This is a genomic window from Vagococcus allomyrinae (assembly GCF_017829975.1).
Lineage (GTDB): Bacteria > Bacillota > Bacilli > Lactobacillales > Vagococcaceae > Vagococcus_D > Vagococcus_D allomyrinae.
This window is the reverse complement of sequence record NZ_JAEEGA010000022.1, coordinates 59421-79405: the sequence shown is the minus strand read 5'-3', so window position 1 is coordinate 79405 and position 19985 is coordinate 59421. Positions and strand designations below refer to the sequence as shown.

The 19985-nt window shown below is 41.1% G+C and carries 18 protein-coding genes and 1 pseudogene; all 19 read right to left on the bottom strand.

Annotated features, from left to right (window positions below; all coding sequences use genetic code 11):
• Positions 1-37: 37 nt before the first annotated feature.
• Positions 38-1066: a lysylphosphatidylglycerol synthase transmembrane domain-containing protein gene (locus I6N95_RS24265; RefSeq protein WP_209532339.1), complete on the bottom strand. Its 1029-nt coding sequence runs from the start codon at positions 1064-1066 to the stop codon at positions 38-40.
• Positions 1067-1185: 119 nt separating this feature from the next.
• Entirely contained in the window at positions 1186-1458 is a 273-nt protein-coding gene (locus I6N95_RS24260; protein ID WP_209532337.1) for a DUF1294 domain-containing protein, read from the bottom strand.
• Positions 1458-2695, bottom strand: a pseudogene (pepT, locus tag I6N95_RS24255) (peptidase T). Before pepT ends, I6N95_RS24260 begins: the two are co-directional and overlap by 1 nt.
• Before the next feature lie 86 nt (positions 2696-2781).
• Positions 2782-3900 (bottom strand): Nif3-like dinuclear metal center hexameric protein, encoded by a 1119-nt coding sequence (locus tag I6N95_RS24250; protein WP_430727558.1) that lies wholly within the window; start codon positions 3898-3900, stop codon positions 2782-2784.
• Positions 3901-3941: 41 nt separating this feature from the next.
• Positions 3942-4637, bottom strand: coding sequence for a tRNA (adenine(22)-N(1))-methyltransferase (locus tag I6N95_RS24245; RefSeq protein WP_209532335.1), 696 nt, complete (start codon positions 4635-4637; stop codon positions 3942-3944).
• Between the two features lie 64 nt (positions 4638-4701).
• Positions 4702-5154: a hypothetical protein gene (locus tag I6N95_RS24240; RefSeq protein ID WP_209532333.1), complete on the bottom strand. Its 453-nt coding sequence runs from the start codon at positions 5152-5154 to the stop codon at positions 4702-4704.
• Positions 5155-5303: 149 nt separating this feature from the next.
• Positions 5304-6419, bottom strand: a complete 1116-nt coding sequence (rpoD, locus tag I6N95_RS24235) for an RNA polymerase sigma factor RpoD (RefSeq protein WP_209532331.1) — start codon at positions 6417-6419, stop codon at positions 5304-5306.
• A 24-nt stretch (positions 6420-6443) separates the two neighbouring features.
• Positions 6444-8357 carry a DNA primase gene (dnaG, locus tag I6N95_RS24230; protein WP_209532329.1) on the bottom strand — a complete coding sequence of 638 codons (1914 nt, stop codon included), beginning with the start codon at positions 8355-8357 and terminating at the stop codon, positions 6444-6446.
• A 309-nt stretch (positions 8358-8666) separates the two neighbouring features.
• A complete protein-coding gene (locus tag I6N95_RS24225) occupies positions 8667-10307 on the bottom strand; it encodes a PASTA domain-containing protein (RefSeq protein ID WP_209532327.1) in 1641 nt (546 codons plus the stop codon).
• A complete protein-coding gene (locus tag I6N95_RS24220; RefSeq protein WP_209532325.1) occupies positions 10300-10974 on the bottom strand; it encodes an ABC transporter ATP-binding protein in 675 nt (224 codons plus the stop codon). Before I6N95_RS24220 ends, I6N95_RS24225 begins: the two co-directional genes overlap by 8 nt.
• A gap of 13 nt (positions 10975-10987) precedes the next feature.
• On the bottom strand, positions 10988-12556 hold the full coding sequence (locus I6N95_RS24215) for an ABC transporter permease (protein ID WP_209532323.1): 1569 nt from the start codon (positions 12554-12556) through the stop codon (positions 10988-10990).
• Positions 12557-12750: 194 nt separating this feature from the next.
• Positions 12751-13131: a RidA family protein gene (locus I6N95_RS24210; RefSeq protein ID WP_209532321.1), complete on the bottom strand. Its 381-nt coding sequence runs from the start codon at positions 13129-13131 to the stop codon at positions 12751-12753.
• Positions 13132-13151: 20 nt separating this feature from the next.
• Entirely contained in the window at positions 13152-15242 is a 2091-nt protein-coding gene (glyS, locus tag I6N95_RS24205; protein WP_209532319.1) for a glycine--tRNA ligase subunit beta, read from the bottom strand.
• A 1-nt stretch (position 15243) separates the two neighbouring features.
• Positions 15244-16134, bottom strand: coding sequence for a glycine--tRNA ligase subunit alpha (gene glyQ, locus I6N95_RS24200; RefSeq protein WP_209532317.1), 891 nt, complete (start codon positions 16132-16134; stop codon positions 15244-15246).
• A gap of 365 nt (positions 16135-16499) precedes the next feature.
• The gene (locus I6N95_RS24195) at positions 16500-17225 is read right to left on the bottom strand and encodes an AAA family ATPase (RefSeq protein WP_209532315.1); all 726 of its coding nucleotides are present in this window, start codon (positions 17223-17225) and stop codon (positions 16500-16502) included.
• Positions 17222-18049 (bottom strand): DNA repair protein RecO, encoded by an 828-nt coding sequence (recO, locus tag I6N95_RS24190; RefSeq protein WP_209532313.1) that lies wholly within the window; start codon positions 18047-18049, stop codon positions 17222-17224. Before recO ends, I6N95_RS24195 begins: the two co-directional genes overlap by 4 nt.
• 145 nt (positions 18050-18194) lie before the next feature.
• A complete protein-coding gene (gene era, locus I6N95_RS24185; RefSeq protein ID WP_209532311.1) occupies positions 18195-19097 on the bottom strand; it encodes a GTPase Era in 903 nt (300 codons plus the stop codon).
• 15 nt (positions 19098-19112) lie between these two features.
• The gene (locus I6N95_RS24180; RefSeq protein WP_209532309.1) at positions 19113-19532 is read right to left on the bottom strand and encodes a diacylglycerol kinase family protein; all 420 of its coding nucleotides are present in this window, start codon (positions 19530-19532) and stop codon (positions 19113-19115) included.
• Positions 19510-19983, bottom strand: a complete 474-nt coding sequence (ybeY, locus tag I6N95_RS24175; protein WP_209532307.1) for an rRNA maturation RNase YbeY — start codon at positions 19981-19983, stop codon at positions 19510-19512. Before ybeY ends, I6N95_RS24180 begins: the two co-directional genes overlap by 23 nt.
• Between the last annotated feature and the right edge of the window lie 2 nt (positions 19984-19985).

The window sequence follows — 19985 nt, the reverse complement described above, 5'->3', positions numbered from 1 at the left end:
CAATATTAACACACCAAGTCCTCTTTCTCCCAACAGCTTAGGTCCTCGATTCTTTTAACTCATGAATCTCTTCTTTTAATTCTTGCTCTTTATTTCTAGCAACATAAAACATGCCTAATAATACCGGAATAACATATGTACCAAAACGATACAACAATAACCCTGAAGCAGCATCCACTCTGCCAACTAAAGGACTGAACAATAAGACAAAAATAAAATCAAACGAACCGATCCCAGCCGGACTTGGAATAATCCCGCCAACAACTGACGCCATGGCTACTAATGACATCGTCAGCATAAGAGACAGCTGATGTTCATCATAAAAAATCACGTAAGGCATAACATACCAGGGAATCAGCTTTAACACATTAATCCCTACTAGTTTGATGACGTTTGTTCGGTCAGTCATTATTTCACGGACGGTCTCTCTCAGTGATTCAATTTGCTCATTAAAGGAATCAATTCGTTTCTTAGCACTTTCTGATTTAAATAAACGGTTGGCCAAAACCATTAACCAGTGATGAAACCGCTGATTGGCAGATGCTAAAAAAAGCACAAATACAACTAAACTAGTCACGACTAGTCCAATAATCACAGCTGGCACCATGTATGACATCTTCGCTAACAAAACAGGAAAAGATAAAAGTAAACCAGCAAAACTCATACTGATCACCCCAAGTTTATAGAGCATCATATGAATCGATGTCACTCCCATACTCTGGGATGTGGTCAACCCTCTTTGCCTAAAGTACATGACCTCCGCTACTAAAGTACCTGCACCAAACGTAATCACTCGATAAAAAGCCGGGTAACAGAAAGCGAAAAAGCCTTTTGAAAAAGAAAGCTTTAAATCAAAGGGGGCCACGATCTGACGGTAATTATAACCTTCCAAACATAAAAATAACAGGCCTAATAACGTCACTCCCATCAACACGCTTGGCTTGGTTCGTCCAATTTGATGGAATATCTCTCCCAACGAATTTTTCATAATGAATAAAATGACGACAATAATAACGCTCATCAATAAAAAATTTAACACTAATTTTCCTTTAGAATGTTTCTTCATCACCAGTCCCCTTTTTTATTGCTAAACCATTCATTAGGCCTATTTTACCAGATTTTCATCAAACTACCTAGATAAAGACAAAAAGTGCGAGTCAGTAAGCTCACACTTTTTTTATCTCGTTACTTAGCATAGGTTGATAATAGTAATAATCCACTTAAGATTGCCCCTAGAATGAAGCAAACCTTGTATCTTAATTTATCTTTCTTTTGATTGAATACCCATTGGCCTAGTAATCCGCCTAAACCACCGCCAACAACACCCAATAGCAGAAATTGCCAATCAGGTACTACCCAATTGCTTTGTTGATCTTGATCGCGGCTGAGAAACATCAATAAAAATAAATAACCATTTACCAAAATCAAATAAAAGGGGATTGGTGAGCTACCGAACACTAAACTTGCTCCTCATTTAACCGAGCGATCTCAACAATGACATCTGTGGCTTTTTTCATGCTTTCCACGGCCACAAATTCATAACGCCCGTGCATGTTTTCACCACCGGCAAAAATATTCGGTGTGGGAATTCCCATATAAGAAATCTTGGAACCATCCGTTCCGCCCCGAACCGGTTCTGTATTCGGCTCGATCCCTAATTTCACCATGGCGGCTTTAGCCAATTCAATGATACTTAGATCTTTTTCAATAATGTCACGCATATTGTAATACTGATCGTATAAATTGATGCTGATTCGTTCTTCATCGAAGCGACTGTTAATCTTTTCTTGGATTTCTGTTATTAAAGCTTTACGTCCTTCGAATTTTTCACGATCATGATCACGAATGATATAACTCATCGTCGCTTCTTCCACGTTTCCACTGAGACTCATCAGATGGAAAAAGCCTTCGTAGCCACTGGTTTTTTCGGGAACTTCCGCAGCCGGCAAGCCTTCATTAAACTCGATCGCTAAGGCTAAAGCACTAATCATCGTATCTTTGGCTGTTCCAGGGTGGACATTTTTTCCTTGGATGGTGATATCGGCTTGAGCAGCACTAAATGTTTCAAATTGCAACTCACCTACAGGACCGCCATCCATCGTGAAAGCAAAATCAACAGCGAAATCTGCCGCATCAAAATGATTGGCACCTGTTCCAATTTCTTCATCTGGACCAAAGGCTACTTTGATCTTGCCGTGTTTAATTGAGGGATCATTTGCAATATCTCCATGGCTGTCATGATTTCCGCAATTCCAGATTTATCATCCGCCCCTAATAGAGTTGACCCATCTGTGGTAATCAAGGTTTGCCCTTGATAATTTTTTAGATTAGGGAAATCTTTCACTGTCAATTTAAATTTGCCCTCTTTATCTAAAACAATATCTGATTGACCATCATAATTCTCTACAAATTGCGGGGACACGCCAACAGCGTTAAAATCAGCCGTATCCATATGAGCGATAAACCCAATACTTCTAACCTCTGATTTATCAGTATTACTTGGTAATTCGGCTGTTACAAAGCCATTCTTTTCGTTATACTTTACATCGGACAAGCCGATCTCTTTTAGTTCGGCCACTAAGGTTTGGGCAAAGTCAACTTGAGTTTGAGTTGAGGGAATGGTTGTGCTATTACCATCAGACCGAGTTTCTGTTTCCACATAACGAATAAAGCGAGGTACTAAATTTTTATACATATGATAATCTCCTTTGTAGGGAAAGGTTAACGCCATTAAAAGATAACCTCTCCAATATTTTAGGGCGCTAGCCCTTTTAATTAAATTTAATAAAAGCGAAAAGGATTGGTATCTTGTGTGGCTTCAATAAATGTCAGATCCCAATTATATTCTTGTTTCCATTGTTCAAACAACGCCAGACAACGGGTTTGGCATAAAACTTCAATATGATGACCAGGATCAATCACTGATATCCCCTCAGCTATCATATCATGAGCTGTATGATAATAAACATCTCCTGTAATGTAAACATCTGCATTCTTTTTAAGGGCATCGCGGAAAAACTTTTCTCCACTCCCACCACAAATCGCCACACGCTTCACTAATTTATCAGGTGTGTCCGCAATCAAGCGCAAGCCGTCTAACTGAAAAACCTCTTTGATCTTTTGGACAAAATCAGCTAAGGTAATCGCCTCGTTCAACTCACCAACACGACCTAACCCAAACTGTTTAGGAGGATTCGCCAGATAGATTAAATCATAAGCCGGCTCTTCATAGGGATGAGCCGCAAGTAAAGCCTTCATGATATGATCTCGCTGAGTCTCCAGAAACATCACCTCGATTTTAGTTTCGTCAACAACTTCCTGTTGCTGCAAGTTCCCCAGAAAAGGCTTCGCATCACCAACCGGTGTAAATCGTCCCTCTCCAACTGTCGAAAAACTACAGCCACGATAATCGCCTTGTTGACCAGCCCCGGCCTTTTCTAAGGCAAGCCGAATGGATTCCCCATAATCCGTTGGCGCGTACACCACTAACTTGAGATAAGGAATTTCATGAGTGGCTTGTAAAAAATCTGTTACCTCAATATCCAAGACCTCACAAAACCAATCATTTAAGCCATTTTCAACAATGTCCATATTCGTATGGACCGCGTAAACAGCAATATCATGTTTGATTAACTCGCTATACATTTTATTTTGTGGGTCATTTAATGTTAAGCGTTTAAGCGGCCGAAAAATAGGCGGATGTTTCGCCACAATCAAGTCCACCCCTTCACGAATTGCCTCTGCCACCACTTCTGGTCGAACATCAAGGGTCATCATGACTTTCGCAATCTCTTTGTCTAAAGTGCCCACATGCAACCCGACTGGATCATCAGCCTCTGCTAAACCAGGTGGAAAATACTGATCCAATCGTCTAATAAAGTCACTCGCTAACATGCTCACTCGTTATTCTCCTCCTTGTTGTCCCGTTACTTGTTGTCTCTTTATAATTGCTCTATCAATTCGATCATTTTAATCATTTCTGCTATCTTTTCTGGTTGTGGTTGTTTAGCTTGTTCGAGTTGTTTTAGGATTCGTTTTCTGTTAAGCAAATCTGCTTGCCACTTCTCTTTAAACAAGTCAGGATCGTCCTCTGGCAAAAACAAACCAAAAGTCAATTCTGCTAAAGTGTAGCTGACTGGCTCAGTCACTTTTTCTGCTACGATAATCTCATAAAAACGCCCTTCTTCCATAACTAGCTTTTCAGCTATTATGGCATATGAATGAGTCATCAACCAGGTTCGCAACGTTTTTTCGCCGATATTTGGCTGTAAAATCAAGCGTTCCTCACCCCTTAGTCGACCACTCTGATACCCTCGATCCAAAATATCACTTATCAGCGAACCACCCATTCCGGCAATTGTAATTGCGCTGATCTCATCAGCTGACTCAACAGCGGCCAAGCCATCCCCTAATCGAACTGTGATCTGTTGATCTAATCCAAGCTGTTTGACTAATTTAAGCGCCGATTGATAAGGTCCTTCTACCACTTCACCTGCCACGGCATACTCAATCCGTTGGTTGAGGATTAGCCAAGCAGGTAAATAAGCATGATCAGAGCCGATATCGGCTACCCGATCGTTCTTTCTCACATAGTGAGCCACACTTGCCAATCTTTTTGAAAGCTTTTGTTCGTTCATCGTTCCACACCTTTAATTTCTTTATGCTCATTATAACACTTATCCATTGACACAGTCAGTTATCTTATTGCTTTTTAATCGAAATAATCGACGCTCCAGGAATTTGCGGCGGCAATGAGCGGGTCATAATCGGATTCGCTGCTAATGTCACTTCAATGACTTGGCCTTTACTAAAATCCGCCGCATTAAATTCACCTTCAACTTGCTTAGACGCCACATTCAAGATAACTCCCTCTTCGTTGATTCCTTTAGCAATCTCTTGAGGATCATCAACGCCTTCAACTTCTGTTATCAAGAAACTGACATTCTCTCCATCAACTGTCACATCTTCTTTTAAGACCCCTTTAATGACTGCTTGTTCCTCCACTTCACTTGATGCTGATGATGCTGCACTCGAGTCTTTCACACTGCTAACCTCACTTGAACTTCCTTCTTGAGCTGTATTACCACTTCCACAAGCCGTTAATGAAACAACTGCCGCAACTAATACGCTAAATAACCAAATTTTCCTTTTCATGACACACACTCCTCACCATTTTTAACGTCAATCAACGCTTTCTCTTAATTTTACTATAGCGGCAAGTCTTTAGAAAACATTACGCCTTTAAATGCCTTAAAAAAACCGTTAATTTAAGCTAGGCTTAAACTTAACGGTTAACACTCATTTTATTCTAAGAAATCTTTCAATTGTTTAGAGCGGGAAGGATGACGTAATTTTCTTAAGGCCTTCGCTTCGATTTGACGAATCCGCTCACGGGTAACACCGAAGACTTTCCCCACTTCTTCCAAAGTGCGAGTCCGACCGTCATCTAAACCAAAACGTAAACGCAAGACATTCTCTTCACGGTCAGTCAGTGTGTCCAAAACACTTTCCAACTGTTCTTTCAACAACTCGTAGGCTGCATGTTCAGCAGGGCTAGTTGCGTCTTGATCTTCAATAAAATCACCAAGATGTGAATCATCTTCCTCACCGATTGGCGTTTCCAACGAAACGGGTTCTTGAGCAATTTTCAAAATTTCGCGAACTTTTTCAGTCGGCAAGTCCATTTCAGCACCGATCTCTTCAGGTGTTGGTTCCCGACCTAAGTCTTGTAGTAATTGACGTTGAATCCGAATTAATTTATTGATGGTTTCCACCATATGGACAGGAATCCGAATCGTTCTGGCTTGGTCAGCAATCGCACGGGTAATCGCCTGGCGAATCCACCAAGTGGCATATGTAGAAAACTTAAAGCCTTTCGTATGGTCAAACTTTTCAACAGCTTTCATCAACCCCATATTACCTTCTTGAATCAAATCAAGAAACTGCATGCCACGTCCAACGTAACGTTTGGCAATACTCACAACTAAACGCAAGTTTGCTTCAGCTAATTTTTGTTTGGCCTCTTGATCACCATCTTCAATCCGTAAGGCTAGTTCAACCTCTTCCTCAGCTGTTAACAAGGACACGCGACCGATCTCTTTTAGGTACATTCTTACAGGATCGTTGATTTTAACCCCAGCAGGTGCTGACAAATCTTCGTTTACTTCTTTAACACTGACTTTTTCTTCTTTTTGTAGGCTTCGAGCAGCAGGCTCCCCAGATTCATCCACAACACTAATTCCTTGATCTTCAACTTTTTGAATTAGGCTGTCCATCCCCTCAGAATCTAACTCATAAGGCGTCGCTAACTTATTGGTTAACTCATCGTAAAGAACCTCACCTCTTGGCTTGTATTCTTTGATAAACGCAGATACTGCTTTACTATATGTTGTTTTATTCGCTTCAACTTCTTTTGACACGGAAGAAAGCCCCCTTTATTATTATCATACACTTTTTAACTGCCGCTGAATATTTATTATTTCAACAGTTAGTTCTTGTTCTAACTGTTTATTACCTGTTCGGCTCGCTTCTTTTTGGGCGATGATTTTTTGTTGCTTGACAGACTCCAGTCGATATCGTTTGAGAGCCAGTAGGTAATCATCGATTTCTTTAACAGAGCTTTCTTCAGACATCTCGATATAAGAGATCGTCACAAACTTTTCTTTTAAATAATCTTCTTGGAGATAGCTGAGAAAATCAGCTTCCACAAAGCTTCCCTGAGTGAGCATGTAATCATTAAAATGACTATATAACTCCTGATATTCATCATGAATAAACGCAAACTCACTGACTTGGTTGATTTTAGCCTGAACCGCTCGCTCATGCATGATGCGAAACAATAACATTTGCTCGGCTTTTTCACCATAAGTCATCGGCTTTACTTGATACTCTTTTGGCGCCCGCTGTTCAACGGTCGGCATCGGCTCATCATAATAGGGCTCCAGATCATCCATGGGTGGTTCATAATGATTGAACTCTGGTGCTTGTCGTTTCTGGCGGTTTTCACGTTTTTCTCGATGGCCATCTTGTTGTGCCCCCCGAATTTCTTCGGTAATGGCCTCAACTGAAATATCAAATTCTTCGGCGATTTGATTGATGTAGACTTCCCTTTCAATCACAGAAGGGACTTTTACCAATTCCTTGACCATCTCCTGCAGATAACCAAAGCGTTCCTGCTCATTTTTAAGATTTTTCCCTCGCTTAAAGTAGCTCATCTTGAAAGTAAATTCGGTCTCACGACCGCTCTTAGTCAGGCGAACAAATTCTTCTGCCCCGTATTTCCCAATATAGTCATCAGGGTCTAAGCCATCTGGCAAACGGGCAACGCTCAATTCTAATGTGGTCTCACTTGACAATAAATCCAGCGCTCTTTTGGTTGCTTCAATACCAGCTGAATCCCCATCGTAACACAATAACAACTTATTGGAGACTCGCTGAATCATCTTAATCTGCTCATTTGTTAAACTGGTCCCCATCGAGGCAACCCCATTTTTAACCCCAGCAGTCCACGCGGCAATCACGTCCATAAAGCCTTCAAAAAGCGTCAATTCTTGCTCTTTTCTCGCTTCATTTTTAGCTTGATCGTAGTTAAACAACGTCTGCCTTTTGTTAAAGATCAATGTTTCTGGACTATTTAAATACTTGGGCATTTTATCACTGTCAAAGTTTTCCGTCTGTAAAATCCGACCAGAAAAGGCAATAATTTTCCCCTGAGCATTGCGAATTGGAAACATAATCCGTTGATAAAAACGGTCCAGCCATTCGCCGTTATCCCGTTGAGTCATCAAACCTGAAGCATCAAGCAACTCATCGCTAACTTCTTCATTTTCAAATATTTTTTTTAATAAAATACGTTCTCTTGGCGCAAAGCCAATTTGAAATTCGGCGATGATTTCTTCGGTCAAACCACGCCCCTTTAAGTAACTTAAAGCTTGTTCTCCGGCTTGAGTGTTAAGGAGTACATGATGAAAGATCTCGGCGGCTTTTTCGTGAAGTTTAATTAATTCATTTTGTTGACGCTGATGCTCGCTAGGCTCAGCTGACGCAGTACTAGCAAAATCATAGTTCAACTGGACGCCTTCCATATCCGCAACCTTTTTAACGGATTCCGGGAAGGACAACCCATCCACTTCTTGAAGAAATTTAAAGACATTCCCCCCTTTACCACAGCCGAAGCAGTGGTACATTTGCTTATCTTCTGCTACTGAAAAGGATGGTGATCGTTCTTCATGGAACGGACATAACCCAAAATAATTCTTTCCAGATTTTTTTAATTGGACATATTGACCAACAACATCGACAATGTTGGACTGTCGTCTAATTTCCTCAATAACCTCTTGAGGGATACGTTGTGACATGTTCCTCACCCCACATTCTACTTCATGTGATGCGTTAGTATATAAAGGTCGCACTAAACAGAAAGACCATTTAGCGCGACCAAAGATAAACGTACACAAAGATACATATTCCATTATAGCACAATCAGCCAGTTTTTCAATCATTATGTTTCATGAAATCTTTCAAACGAACAAGTCGTTAACAACGGTTTGCTAAGGGGACCACGCCACCTTTTTTTCCGGTTGGCCACCGATGAATTACCGGTTTTAAAAACTGGGACAACAAGAAAAGCTACCCATCATCTTCTGACAGGTAGCTAAAGATTAACTTTATGACTCAGGATCATCATTTGGTGCAGTTGGTTCTTCTGGTGTCGTTTGGGTATCCGTTGGTTTCGAGGCTTTACTGCCATTACTAATCCCTAGATTAACCACGTAATCCATTGGCACATATTGATTATAAGCACTCATGTCCACTACTTTACCACGCTCTTCACTGGAGTCGACATAGTAGGTTGTGTAGGTGATATTGGCGCCTTTGGAACGGTACTCTGTAAAGAACAATTTCTCTAAGTCGCCTTCCAATGTCCCAAAGCATGATCGCAGATAAGGTCTGCCAGCTGAATAGGTCACGTTGACTGGCTTGAGATCCTTGACTTTCATTTTAGAGCCAGCTTCAACTGATTGTGAAATCAATTGGCCATAAGGAATATCCCCTGAAAAAGTAGTTTTGACGTTAACCGTTAAGCCTTCTGCAGCCCCAGCAGCCGTCTCTGGTGTATAGTCCCCAAAATTGGGAATAATGAAAGCTTTACCAGTAGAGACTTCAACGCTCATCGCATCTCGTTTGGCAACTTTTGTCGCCTTTTCAATGCTTTGAGACACGATCAACCCTTCCGCAATTGTTTCAGAATCAACCTCTTTATACTCCATCTTAATCTCATTGGTTTTTACCCAAGTCTCAACATCTGTTTTAGACTTCCCTTTAAAATCGGGGACGGCTACATTTTTTTCAAAGGTTTCTTTCCCTTTAGAGAAGTAGACCACAGCTTGATCTTCCCGTTTGTAGCTTTCAGGTTTCACTTCTTTGTCATTAATTTCTTGACGGATAAATTTGCCTTTTTCGACAGTGTCACTATATTCTTCGAGAATCGATAAATTCTCGGCTTTATGCTCTGCAACCCACTCATCTGCCGCAGTTTTAGTCAATTTAGAAAAATCTGGTAATGAGATTATTTCAGCTGGATCAGCTCCTAGACTGGCCACTAACTTAACCGTTGATTTCTTCTTGACCTTTTTACCAGCCTTGGTATCTTGTTTGACCACTGTATTGACTTCTTTGTCGAAATCATACTTCTGTTCGACATCCAGCTTCATGTCATTTTCTGACGCCCAAGCACGTGCTTCAGAGACATTTTTACCAGTGAACTTGGGCATCGCCACATGGGTATAAGCATAGTACAACCAGTAGGCCCCAATGGCCGCAACGATTCCAATCACTGTAAAAATAATAATTTTAAGCCGTTTTCGCTTTTTATAAGTAGGATCAATCTCCGTTTCCTCTTCACTAAAACGACTCGTCCCTTCCTCTTCGTCACGGACCACTTCAGTGTTTTTCGTTTTTACAACCGCCGCAGGAGTTGCCTCATCTTCGAGGTCATCTTCAGTTGGTTCAAAGATATCTTCAAACTCTCCTTCAACCGGTTCTGACGCATTGGAAAAATCAGTGAACTCTTCGCTTTTTGTCTCTAGCGGTTCAGCTTCACTCATCGGCTCTTCCGGTATGACAGCTTCCACAGTTTCCTTTTCATGAGTCCGCGGCTTGTTTGAACGCTTTTTACGAGCACTGCGCGTTTCAGTTTCATCACCTGGCATTGGATCATGGGACTCAGGAGCTAGTTTTTTACCACTTTTTTCTGAAATTGTTTTTTCATAGTTTTTTTTGTCGAAGTTAGATAGAAAATCACTCATATTTATTCAATATTCCTTTTCTCAAATACAATGTCTCGTCAGATAGTTCGGCGATTTCATTGGAGTGGGTAACGACAATCACACATTTATCATGTTCATGAGCCAAGGTTTTAAAGATTTCCACAATTTCCGATTCCATCTCTTCATCCAAATTTCCAGTTGGCTCATCTGCCAAGATAATGTCGACGTTTGTGGCTAAAGCACGGGCAATTGCCACCCGTTGCTGCTCCCCACCGGACAATTTATTGACAGGACGATCCGCTTTGGTTTTGACAATTCCGATGTAATCCAGTAAGTTGTATGCCACTTCTTTCTGATCATCTGGCAACTCGTTTTCTGTAATCGCCATCGGTACCAAGACGTTTTCAACTGCTGTTAAATAAGGAATCAAGTTATAACTTTGGAAGATAATCCCAATATCATTCCGGCGATATTTTTCGTAACCAATCTTCTTAATGTCCTTGCCTTTATAAAGCACTTCACCATCTTTAGGGGCGTCTAATGCCGCAATTAGCGATAAAAAAGTGGTTTTTCCAGAACCTGATTGTCCCAGAATCGTATAGAATTTGCCTTTTTCAAACTTAACGCTCGTATCTTTCAAGATGAACCGACGTTTGTCTCCATCTTGATAATAATAATTGACTTTTTTCGTTTCAAGTATTGCCATTTTCGGTTCCTCCTTACATCATGATTTTCTTCGGATTAAGTCTTAAGATATAAATTAGTGGGACGATGGTTGATAGTAGTACCGTGCCGATACCGACAACATAGAAAATGATGATGTAACCCAGTGATAATGATACCTTGTAAGAATCGGTCACATCACTACCATCTACCGAATTGCCTGCGGTTAACTCTTCTAATTGATAGTCGTAATTCATGCCAGAGATGTCTTCTTCTTCTTTGGCTTTCATCTGCGTTTCAATCAGCGAACCTGAGACGCCTTTGGCTAAAAAGTTCCCTGTAAAGACAGACAGAGTAATTGCCACAAAGGCAATAACGACAACTTCCACAACAATTTGTCCAATTACTTTACTACGGGTCTCACCTAGTGATAAGTAAATGCCCAATTCGTGTTTGCGATCTCGCATGAATAATAGGACGACAAGCGAAATGATTAATAAGGTCGCGCCCACGGAGACATAAATCACATACGTCGCGATTTTAGACATATTTTTAACAGGTGCCGCAATTGAATCATATTGATCCGTTGACAAGATTAGCTTGCTGTATTTATCAGGTAATAAAGGCGTGACTTCTGAACGGAACGCCTCTGCATCCTCTGGTGACTTTAACACAAAATAAGGTGTCACTGATTCAAACAGCTCATCCATTTCTTTTTCGGTGTAATCGCCATATTGTTCTTTCATATCAGGAAACTTTTCAACAAGCCCTTTTTGAAAGTCTTTATTGGCCTTAACCACATAATCATTTGGTGCATAGATTCTATTATACGTCTGCATTTCCAGCCATTGGTCCTGACCATATGGATCCTTTTTCTTGTCTTTGCTCTCTTCTTTTTTCAGGGGTGAGAACAAACCAACCACTTCATAGACGATGTCTTGAGTAAAATATTCCGTTGGGGTTGTCGTCTCATCACCTTCGCCATCACTGGGCTCTTGGCTCGTCATATAATTTTCTTGCCCGGCATCAAGCACTAATTTATCGCCAACTTTTAAACTATTGGCATCAGCCACTTGCTTTGAAATGACCGCAACTGCTTTACCATCTCGAATTTCATCCTTTGTAAAGGCGCGACCGTCAACAATTTCAATTTTTTTCTCTTGCACATCTAACAATTCTTCAAAATGTACCCCTTTTACATCAAAATAATTGTTGTATTTACTATTAGGGTCACCTATTGAGAAAGAATTATCGCCATCTGACTTTGGTTGATAATTTTTAAATTTGCTTGTCATGTAACCGGACTGGACTGAATAATCGTAGTACTTCACATAAGATAAATTACCGATGGTTTCAATGTCCTTTTTGGTAATGTTTTTCGTTTTTGGTCCGGTTGTTGATTCAGGATTTTCACTCCAAAACTTGTCCATCTCTTTCTGATCATAACCGACTGAAGCAGTACCACCTAATTGACTTTTAATGTTTTTCTCCACACTCTTCGTTGCTTGCTGAATAGAAATTGCGCCAGCAATGACATTCCCTAAAATGAAAACAACTGCAAATAAAATTATTGATTTCCCTTTTCTTCTTGTAACGCTAGCAAGCGCACGTTTGAAAAAATTCATTTCTTCACCCTCCATTAAGCATGCTTAAAAGCATCATTTATAAATTACTACTTTGACTATACCATAGTGAAAAATCAATTACTATCAAATTTGGGAGGTTTAACCTTGCAATATTGTCACCTTGGCGAGCTAAAATAACGAAAAAAGCAAGACATCATCATCCAATAAGATAACAATGTCTCACATAGGTTTAACTAGTTTTTGACTTCTGCAATTAATTCGACTTCCACTAACACATCTTTAGGTAAACGAGCGACTTCGACACAAGAACGGGCTGGCAATTTATCAGTGAAATAAGAGCCATAAACCTCATTAAAAATACCGAAGTTCTCCATGTCTGACAAGAAACAAGTCGTTTTGACAATGCTGTCAAAATCGCCATCAATCGTTGCTAAAATGGCCTTGATATTTTCCATCACTTGTTTGGTTTGTTTTTCAATGCTCGTCTCTTCCACCTCACCAGTGGCTGGGTTAATCGGGATTTGACCTGACGAAAATAACAAGCCGTTCACGATATTCCCCTGGACATAGGGACCGATTGCTGAGGGTGCTTTTGCAGTTTCAATTTTTTTCATAATTTGCTCCTTTTATTTTTTTATTGTTTGACAATTAATAAATCTAAGCTGGCAAAGGACAATACCATTCGCGCAATTTTAAACAATTGACGAAGTCGATTTTCACGAACAGCCTCGTCTTCTGCCATTACCATTGTATCATTAAAATAAGCTTCAATCAGCGGCGAAAGATTTTTTAATGCTTCATAATTTTCACTTAAGGTTCGTTGATTGAGTTGGGCTTCCACTTGCTCAACCGCTTCATACAATTGTTTTTCAGCTTCATTTTCAAACAAGACTGGTTGAACGGCTTCTTCGACGCCTTGGGCTAGCAGCTCTTGGCCTTTTGCTCCCAGATTCATCACTCGGGTTAAGGATTCAATCGACGGTTTGAAGTCACTGTCTTCATGACGCTCTTTTAAAATCGTCGCCGCCTCAGCCATTGTGGCTAAATCACTTTGTTGCGTATTGGTGACAGCTTCAATGATATCATGACGAATTCCGCGGGCACTTAAGAATTGCTTCATTCTCCCCTTGATAAATTCTGTGACGCCATCTTGGGTTTGAGCTAATTCAATCCCAAAGCGGCCGCTGTCTTGATTGATAATCTCAGCAATTTGATGTTGCAGTCGAACCAATGGGAAGTTCCAGCCCATTTGGATCACGATGCGAATAATACCATAGGTTTGACGACGTAAGGCATAAGGATCGTTAGAACCACTAGGAATCATGCCGACATTGAAAAAGCTTAAGACAGAGTCTGTTTTATCCGCTACTGCTAAGACGGCGCCAATCCTTGATTCAGGTAACTCGCCTTCACTAGAAACTGGTAAGTAATGTTCGCGAATCGCTTGGGCAACCGCCGGGTCCTCTCCTTGCATCAGCGCGTATTTTTCACCCATAATCCCTTGTAATTCAGGAAACTCGCCTACCATGTTGGTCACCAAGTCAAACTTGTAGATGGCTGCGGCCCGATCTAATTGGCTCAATTCAGTATCCGTCAAGCCAACTTCCTGACCTATCAACTGGGCAATAGCGCTCACTCGTTGCATTTTCTCATAAATCGAGCCGATTTTTTCATGGAAGGTCACATTGCGTAATTTGTTGACACACTCATCAATGGTCAAAGCTTGATCATCTTTGAAGAAAAATTCCGCATCCTCAAGCCGAGCGGTTAAGACTTTCTCATTGCCTTTCACCACATTTTCAAGGTACTCCCCATTCCCATTACGAACGGAAACAAAAAATGGTAAGAGCTTCCCAGCGCTGTCACGTACATCAAAATACCGTTGATGTTCTTTCATAGACGTCACTAATACTTCTTCTGGAATCGCCAGATACTTCTCTGCAAAACTGCCAGCAAAGGCGGTTGGGAATTCCACTAAATTGTTCACTTCATCTAATAGATCCTCATCTAAGGCGACGTGCCACTGATTGTTTTTAGCGAGAGTGGCAATTTGCGTTTCAATCAAGGCTTGGCGCTCGTCAGCGTTGACATAGACAAATTGGGCTGCCAGCTTTTCTTCATAGTTCGCCGCATGATCAATCTCCGTCTCGCTTCCTAAAAAGCGGTGACCACGGGAGGTTCGACCAGACGTAACAGCCACTAATTCAAACGGAATCACTTGGTCATCCAACAAGCCGACTAACCAATGGATTGGCCGAATGTATTTAAACTCATGATTTCCCCAATGCATACTGACGGGAAAATGCAAACTTTTAACGACATCTGCGATCAGCGGAAGCACTGCTTGCGCCGTTTTTCCTGGAATAAATTTGTTGACGTGAACGTACTCCACTCCTTTGATGTCTTTGTAGAAAATATCCGCTGTGGTCATTCCTTGACCACGAACAAATCCTTCCGCTGCTTTTGACCAATTGCCTTCAGCGTCTTGGGCAATTTTCTTAGCAGGCCCCTTAGCTTCTTCTTCAATATCCGCTTGTTTCTCTGCCAAGCCATTGATGCGAATCGCTAAACGGCGAGGAGTCGAAAAGTGGTCGATAGAATCAAAGCTCAAGCGATTGGTTTCTAAAAATTGAGCTGTTTTTTCTTTTAACTGTCTGATGCTGGGCGTTACCACCCGAGCTGGCATTTCTTCTAAACCAATCTCCAATAAAAATTGATGTGTCATCTTAGTTAGCCTCCTTGTTTAATAATGGGAATCCTAATTTTTCTCGTTCCGCAACAAAGGTCTTAGCTAGTTCGCGAGCCATCTTGCGGATTCGAGCTAAGAAACCAGCTCGTTCAGTGACTGAAACGGCCCCTCTAGCATCTAATAGATTAAAGGTGTGACTACACTTTAAAACATAGTCATAACCTGGGTGAACCAAGCCGGCTTCAATACATTTTTGCGCTTCTTTTTGATACATTTCAAACAGCATAAACAACATCTCTTGATTACTTTCCTCAAAGGCATACTTTGAATGCTCATACTCGGGCTGAATAAAGATTTCGCCGTACTTTACCCCATCCGTCCACTCTAAATCATAGACACTTTCCACTTCTTGAATATAAGAAGCCAAGCGCTCAATCCCAAAAGTAATTTCACTGGTAACAGGTTTACATTCTAACCCACCCACTTGCTGGAAGTACGTAAATTGTGTGATCTCCATCCCATCAAGCCAGACTTCCCATCCTAAGCCAGCGCATCCCATAGAGGGGTTTTCCCAGTTGTCTTCAACAAAACGAATATCGTGTTCCAAAGGGTTGATCCCCACTAATTCCAAACTCTGCAAATAAAGCTCTTGAATATTATCCGGTGAAGGCTTCATGACCACTTGAAATTGATGATGCTGAAACAGACGGTTGGGATTTTCCCCATAACGCCCATCATCTGGCCGCCGGGACGGTTCAACATACGCCGCATTCCAAGGCTCTGGCCCAATTGCACGCAAGAAGGTATAAGGACTCATCGTCCCTGCCCCCTTTTCAGTATCGTAAGATTGCATTAACATACAGCCTTGATCTGACCAAAATTTTTGCAGCGTTAAAATCATTTCTTGCACAGTTAACTTCTTTTTCATTTGATCTCTCCTCCATTGCGGTCGTTTGTTGACGACTCTATTCTTTAAATTGTGCTAAGCATGTGACACAAATAAAACTCGTCCCTATGCTTAACATAGATATGTTAAACATAGGGACGAGTTAATCGCGGTTCCACCCTACTTCTGATTTCCATCAGCAGCTTCGTTAAGGTTACTCAAGAGCGCCATTCAATAAGTCTTCTTAAATTGGCTCACACTGTCCCAATCTCGCTTGTCTAAGAAAAAATATCTACTATTCTCCATCACTGTAACTTTTTTTATTACACTAATAATAGCCTTAAGTTAATAGGCTGTCAACTAGAATCAGCTGATTTCAGTCATTAATTCCATCTCTTAGGGTCACGTTATAGCTCAATGTCCCTGAGTAAGTCCTTCACAAAGACACTTTGACGCTCAAAAAGCATTTGCCACTCTTTAAAAAGTTGGGTGTCCTGATAAGCGACTTCCTTGAGCCCTTCCGTCGACAGTTCAAAGATGGTCGCCCCTGGAAACATCAATAGCGCAGGTGAGTGAGTTGCCACAATAAACTGAGATTCTCGCTTTACCAAGTCTGCCATCATCACTAACAGTTCAAATTGCGAGCTGATCGATAACCCGGTCTCTGGTTCATCCATGATATAAAGCCCTTTGCCAAAAAAACGTTGACTCACAAGCTCTTTAAAGGATTGCCCTCGAGAATAATGATGGCTATTTTTCGCAAACAATTCTTCCGAAATCCCTAAATCATCCAAATTAGTCATCAGATTATAGTAAGTCTCCGCCCGATAAAAATAAGCATCCTTGGGGTAATTAGGGTAACGGATCAAGCGGCAGCTGTCCGCTAACAGGTGATTTTCTCCGTAGCTACTGAACTGATTATTGCGAGAACCTCCTTCTAAATTTAAGTCCATTAATTGGGCAATTGTCTCGATTAAGGTCGACTTCCCCACACCATTCTCACCGACAATAAAGGTGACCGCTTCGGCAAACGTCACCTCATTGAGCTGATCAAGGAAGGCTAAGTCAAAAGGGTGACGAGCCGATTGATCAGGTGCCTGATAACGAAGTTGCTTCACATATAACCCCTTCATTTATCCGCTTCCTCTTCCAGATCGGTTGCCGTTTCAATTTTAGGCTCACGCTTGGGAATCCTCATGGTTGTCTCCCAATCTTTCATCTCATCAATAAATTTCTTACTCTTTAAGTGAACCCCGACAAATTCATCGTAAAGCAAATCGATGGTCTTACGAATGTCCTCTTTGGTCTCGTCTTTTAATTCGATACTCTTAATTTGATCCAAACTAATGCTGGAGAACAGGCGCATAAAATGAATGGCTCGAGGTTTAGCATGATAGCGCCGCTCATCTAGCTGCCAGTGTCCTTCGCATAAAACACCTGAGTATTGGGAGGAGAAATCGAATTTCCCTTGGGTTTGGCCACAAACGGCACATTGCTTCCACTGAAAAGCAAAGCCAAAGCGAGTCAGTAGCTGCAACTCAAATATATTGGTAATAATTTCCGGATCAAGCCCTTCATTCAAATACGTCAAGGCTTGACGTGTAAACCCATAAAGAGCAGGGTCATAGACCAAGTCTTCAATCGCCACATCAACTAAATTTAAGATGTAAGTGGCATACGCACTGATAAAAATATCTTGTTGAATCCGCTGAAAGCCATTCACTTCTTTGGAATCATTTAAGAAAGACAAGCCTTCTTCGCGAAACTCGCCGACAAACACCGCTTCTGTAAAAGGTAAAATAGCCGTTGTAATGCTGTTATTTGGCCGATTGGCATTCTTCACAAAAAACATCATCTTGCCATGTTTTTCCGTAAAAATTTTGACTAACTTATCCTTCTCTCGGTGATTACGGGCAAATAGAATCAACCCTTTTGATTCGCTGCTACTGCTTTTCATTTGCCAACACCTCCCATTTCATCCCTGAGTTCTCTTATTATCATACGCCAATCTCGTCAATTTTCCAACCAATCCAACCAAGAAACTCCCTTTGGCTTGGGAATGAGTAAAAGGTATTGACGAGTCATCGCCAATACCTTTATTTTTAGTAATCCATGTCACGATAGCCGTAATCTTGAAGGTACTTTTGTTTATCGCGCCAGTTCTTTTGAACTTTGACCCATAGTTCTAGATAAACCTTATTCCCCAATAAGTTTTCAATATCTTTCCGTGCTTTAATGCCGATGTCTTTCATCATTAAACCGCCTTTGCCAATTAAAATTCCCTTTTGGCTTGAGCGTTCCACAATAATCGTGGCTTGAATATGGACTTTATCATACTCGTCTCGCTTCATATCTTCAACGACCACCGCCACTGAATGAGGCACTTCTTCACGAGTTAATTGTAAGACTTTCTCGCGAATTAATTCTGAGACAATAAAATACTCCGGATGGTCTGTTACTTGATCCTCAGGGTAATATTGCGGCCCTTCTGGCATTTCCCCTTCGATTACTTCAAGTAATTTTTCCACGTTATTGCCTTCTGTGGCAGAAATCGGCACAACTTCTTTAAAATCCATTTGCTGGCGATAATCTTCAATAATCCCGAACAACTTATCTGGATGAATCGTGTCGATTTTGTTAATAATTAAATAAACTGGGGCTTGACTGTTTTTCAAGCGTTCAATGATAAAATCATCTCCACGGCCTCGAGGTTGTTCAGCACTGACCATAAACAGGACGGCGTCCACTTCCCGCAAAGCGCTATAAGCCGTTTCCACCATAAAATCACCTAAGCGGTGTTTTGGTTTATGAATACCTGGTGTATCAATAAAAACAATCTGGGCCTCTGGTGTTGTATAGACCCCTTGAATTTTATTTCGTGTCGTTTGCGCCTTATCGCTCATAATCGCAATTTTTTGACGAACAATACGGTTAAGCAGGGTTGATTTTCCTACATTTGGGCGGCCAATGATAGCAACAAACCCGGATTTATGGACTGAACTCATTTAGTTTCCTCTTTCTTATAAAAATTTACTTAAGATCGCCCAAACTTTTGGGACAAAGATTAACGCACCGACTAACATGGCAAAACACGCTGTCAATAATACAGCAGCAGCTGCCATGTCTTTAACTTTTTTTCCTATGGAATTAAAATGATAATTCGTCACCATGTCAACAATATTCTCCGCTGTCGTATTAATAATTTCCATGACGATCACCAGAAAAATCACCAACAGCAACCACAGCCATTCATTGAGAGCCAATTTGAAGATGCCTCCAGCAATCACAGCGACTATCGCCAGACCAACATGGGCCTTTAAATTCCGTTCTTCTTTGAAAGCTGTCCGAAACCCTTGAAGAGCAAACTCTAACGACGCAATAAAACTTTTATTTTTATAGACCTGCTCATCCTGCTTGTTATCGTGTAAGTCCATAGGCATCAAGAATCTTTCTTTGTAAATCAAACATTTCTTTTTCGTCTTCTTCGGTCATATGATCGTAGCCATTGAGGTGTAAGAAGCCGTGAACAGCCAAGAAGCCTAGTTCTCGCTCATAGGTATGATCGTATTCCAAAGCTTGTTCTTTCGCTTTCTCAACAGAGATCATAATATCTCCTAAGTTTCGAGGAAGTGCGTCAGCTCCCTCAAAAATCACTGGTAACTCACCTTCCCCAAGTTCTTCTAAAGCAAAGCTGATCACATCTGTCGGACTGTCTTTTTGACGATACTCACGATTAATCTCTTGGATGTGCTGATTGTCCATAAAGGTCACAGACATCTCAGTACTATCAGCAATCTCCAATTGTTCTGCTGCTACATTTAACAAGCGCTCAACTTCATTTAACTGCTCCCTTGTGACAGTATTAGTTTCATCCATTAAGGTAATATCCATAA

Coding starts and splice junctions, on each gene's coding strand:
- I6N95_RS24265 (WP_209532339.1), bottom strand. CDS start 1,066: ATGAAGAAACATTCTAAAGGAAAATTAGTGTTAAATTTTTTATTGATG.
- I6N95_RS24245 (WP_209532335.1), bottom strand. CDS start 4,637: ATGAACGAACAAAAGCTTTCAAAAAGATTGGCAAGTGTGGCTCACTAT.
- I6N95_RS24240 (WP_209532333.1), bottom strand. CDS start 5,154: ATGAAAAGGAAAATTTGGTTATTTAGCGTATTAGTTGCGGCAGTTGTT.
- dnaG (WP_209532329.1), bottom strand. CDS start 8,357: ATGTCACAACGTATCCCTCAAGAGGTTATTGAGGAAATTAGACGACAG.
- I6N95_RS24225 (WP_209532327.1), bottom strand. CDS start 10,307: ATGAGTGATTTTCTATCTAACTTCGACAAAAAAAACTATGAAAAAACA.
- I6N95_RS24220 (WP_209532325.1), bottom strand. CDS start 10,974: ATGGCAATACTTGAAACGAAAAAAGTCAATTATTATTATCAAGATGGA.
- I6N95_RS24215 (WP_209532323.1), bottom strand. CDS start 12,556: ATGAATTTTTTCAAACGTGCGCTTGCTAGCGTTACAAGAAGAAAAGGG.
- I6N95_RS24210 (WP_209532321.1), bottom strand. CDS start 13,131: ATGAAAAAAATTGAAACTGCAAAAGCACCCTCAGCAATCGGTCCCTAT.
- glyS (WP_209532319.1), bottom strand. CDS start 15,242: ATGACACATCAATTTTTATTGGAGATTGGTTTAGAAGAAATGCCAGCT.
- glyQ (WP_209532317.1), bottom strand. CDS start 16,134: ATGAAAAAGAAGTTAACTGTGCAAGAAATGATTTTAACGCTGCAAAAA.
- I6N95_RS24195 (WP_209532315.1), bottom strand. CDS start 17,225: ATGAAGGGGTTATATGTGAAGCAACTTCGTTATCAGGCACCTGATCAA.
- recO (WP_209532313.1), bottom strand. CDS start 18,049: ATGAAAAGCAGTAGCAGCGAATCAAAAGGGTTGATTCTATTTGCCCGT.
- era (WP_209532311.1), bottom strand. CDS start 19,097: ATGAGTTCAGTCCATAAATCCGGGTTTGTTGCTATCATTGGCCGCCCA.
- I6N95_RS24180 (WP_209532309.1), bottom strand. CDS start 19,532: ATGCCTATGGACTTACACGATAACAAGCAGGATGAGCAGGTCTATAAA.
- ybeY (WP_209532307.1), bottom strand. CDS start 19,983: ATGGATATTACCTTAATGGATGAAACTAATACTGTCACAAGGGAGCAG.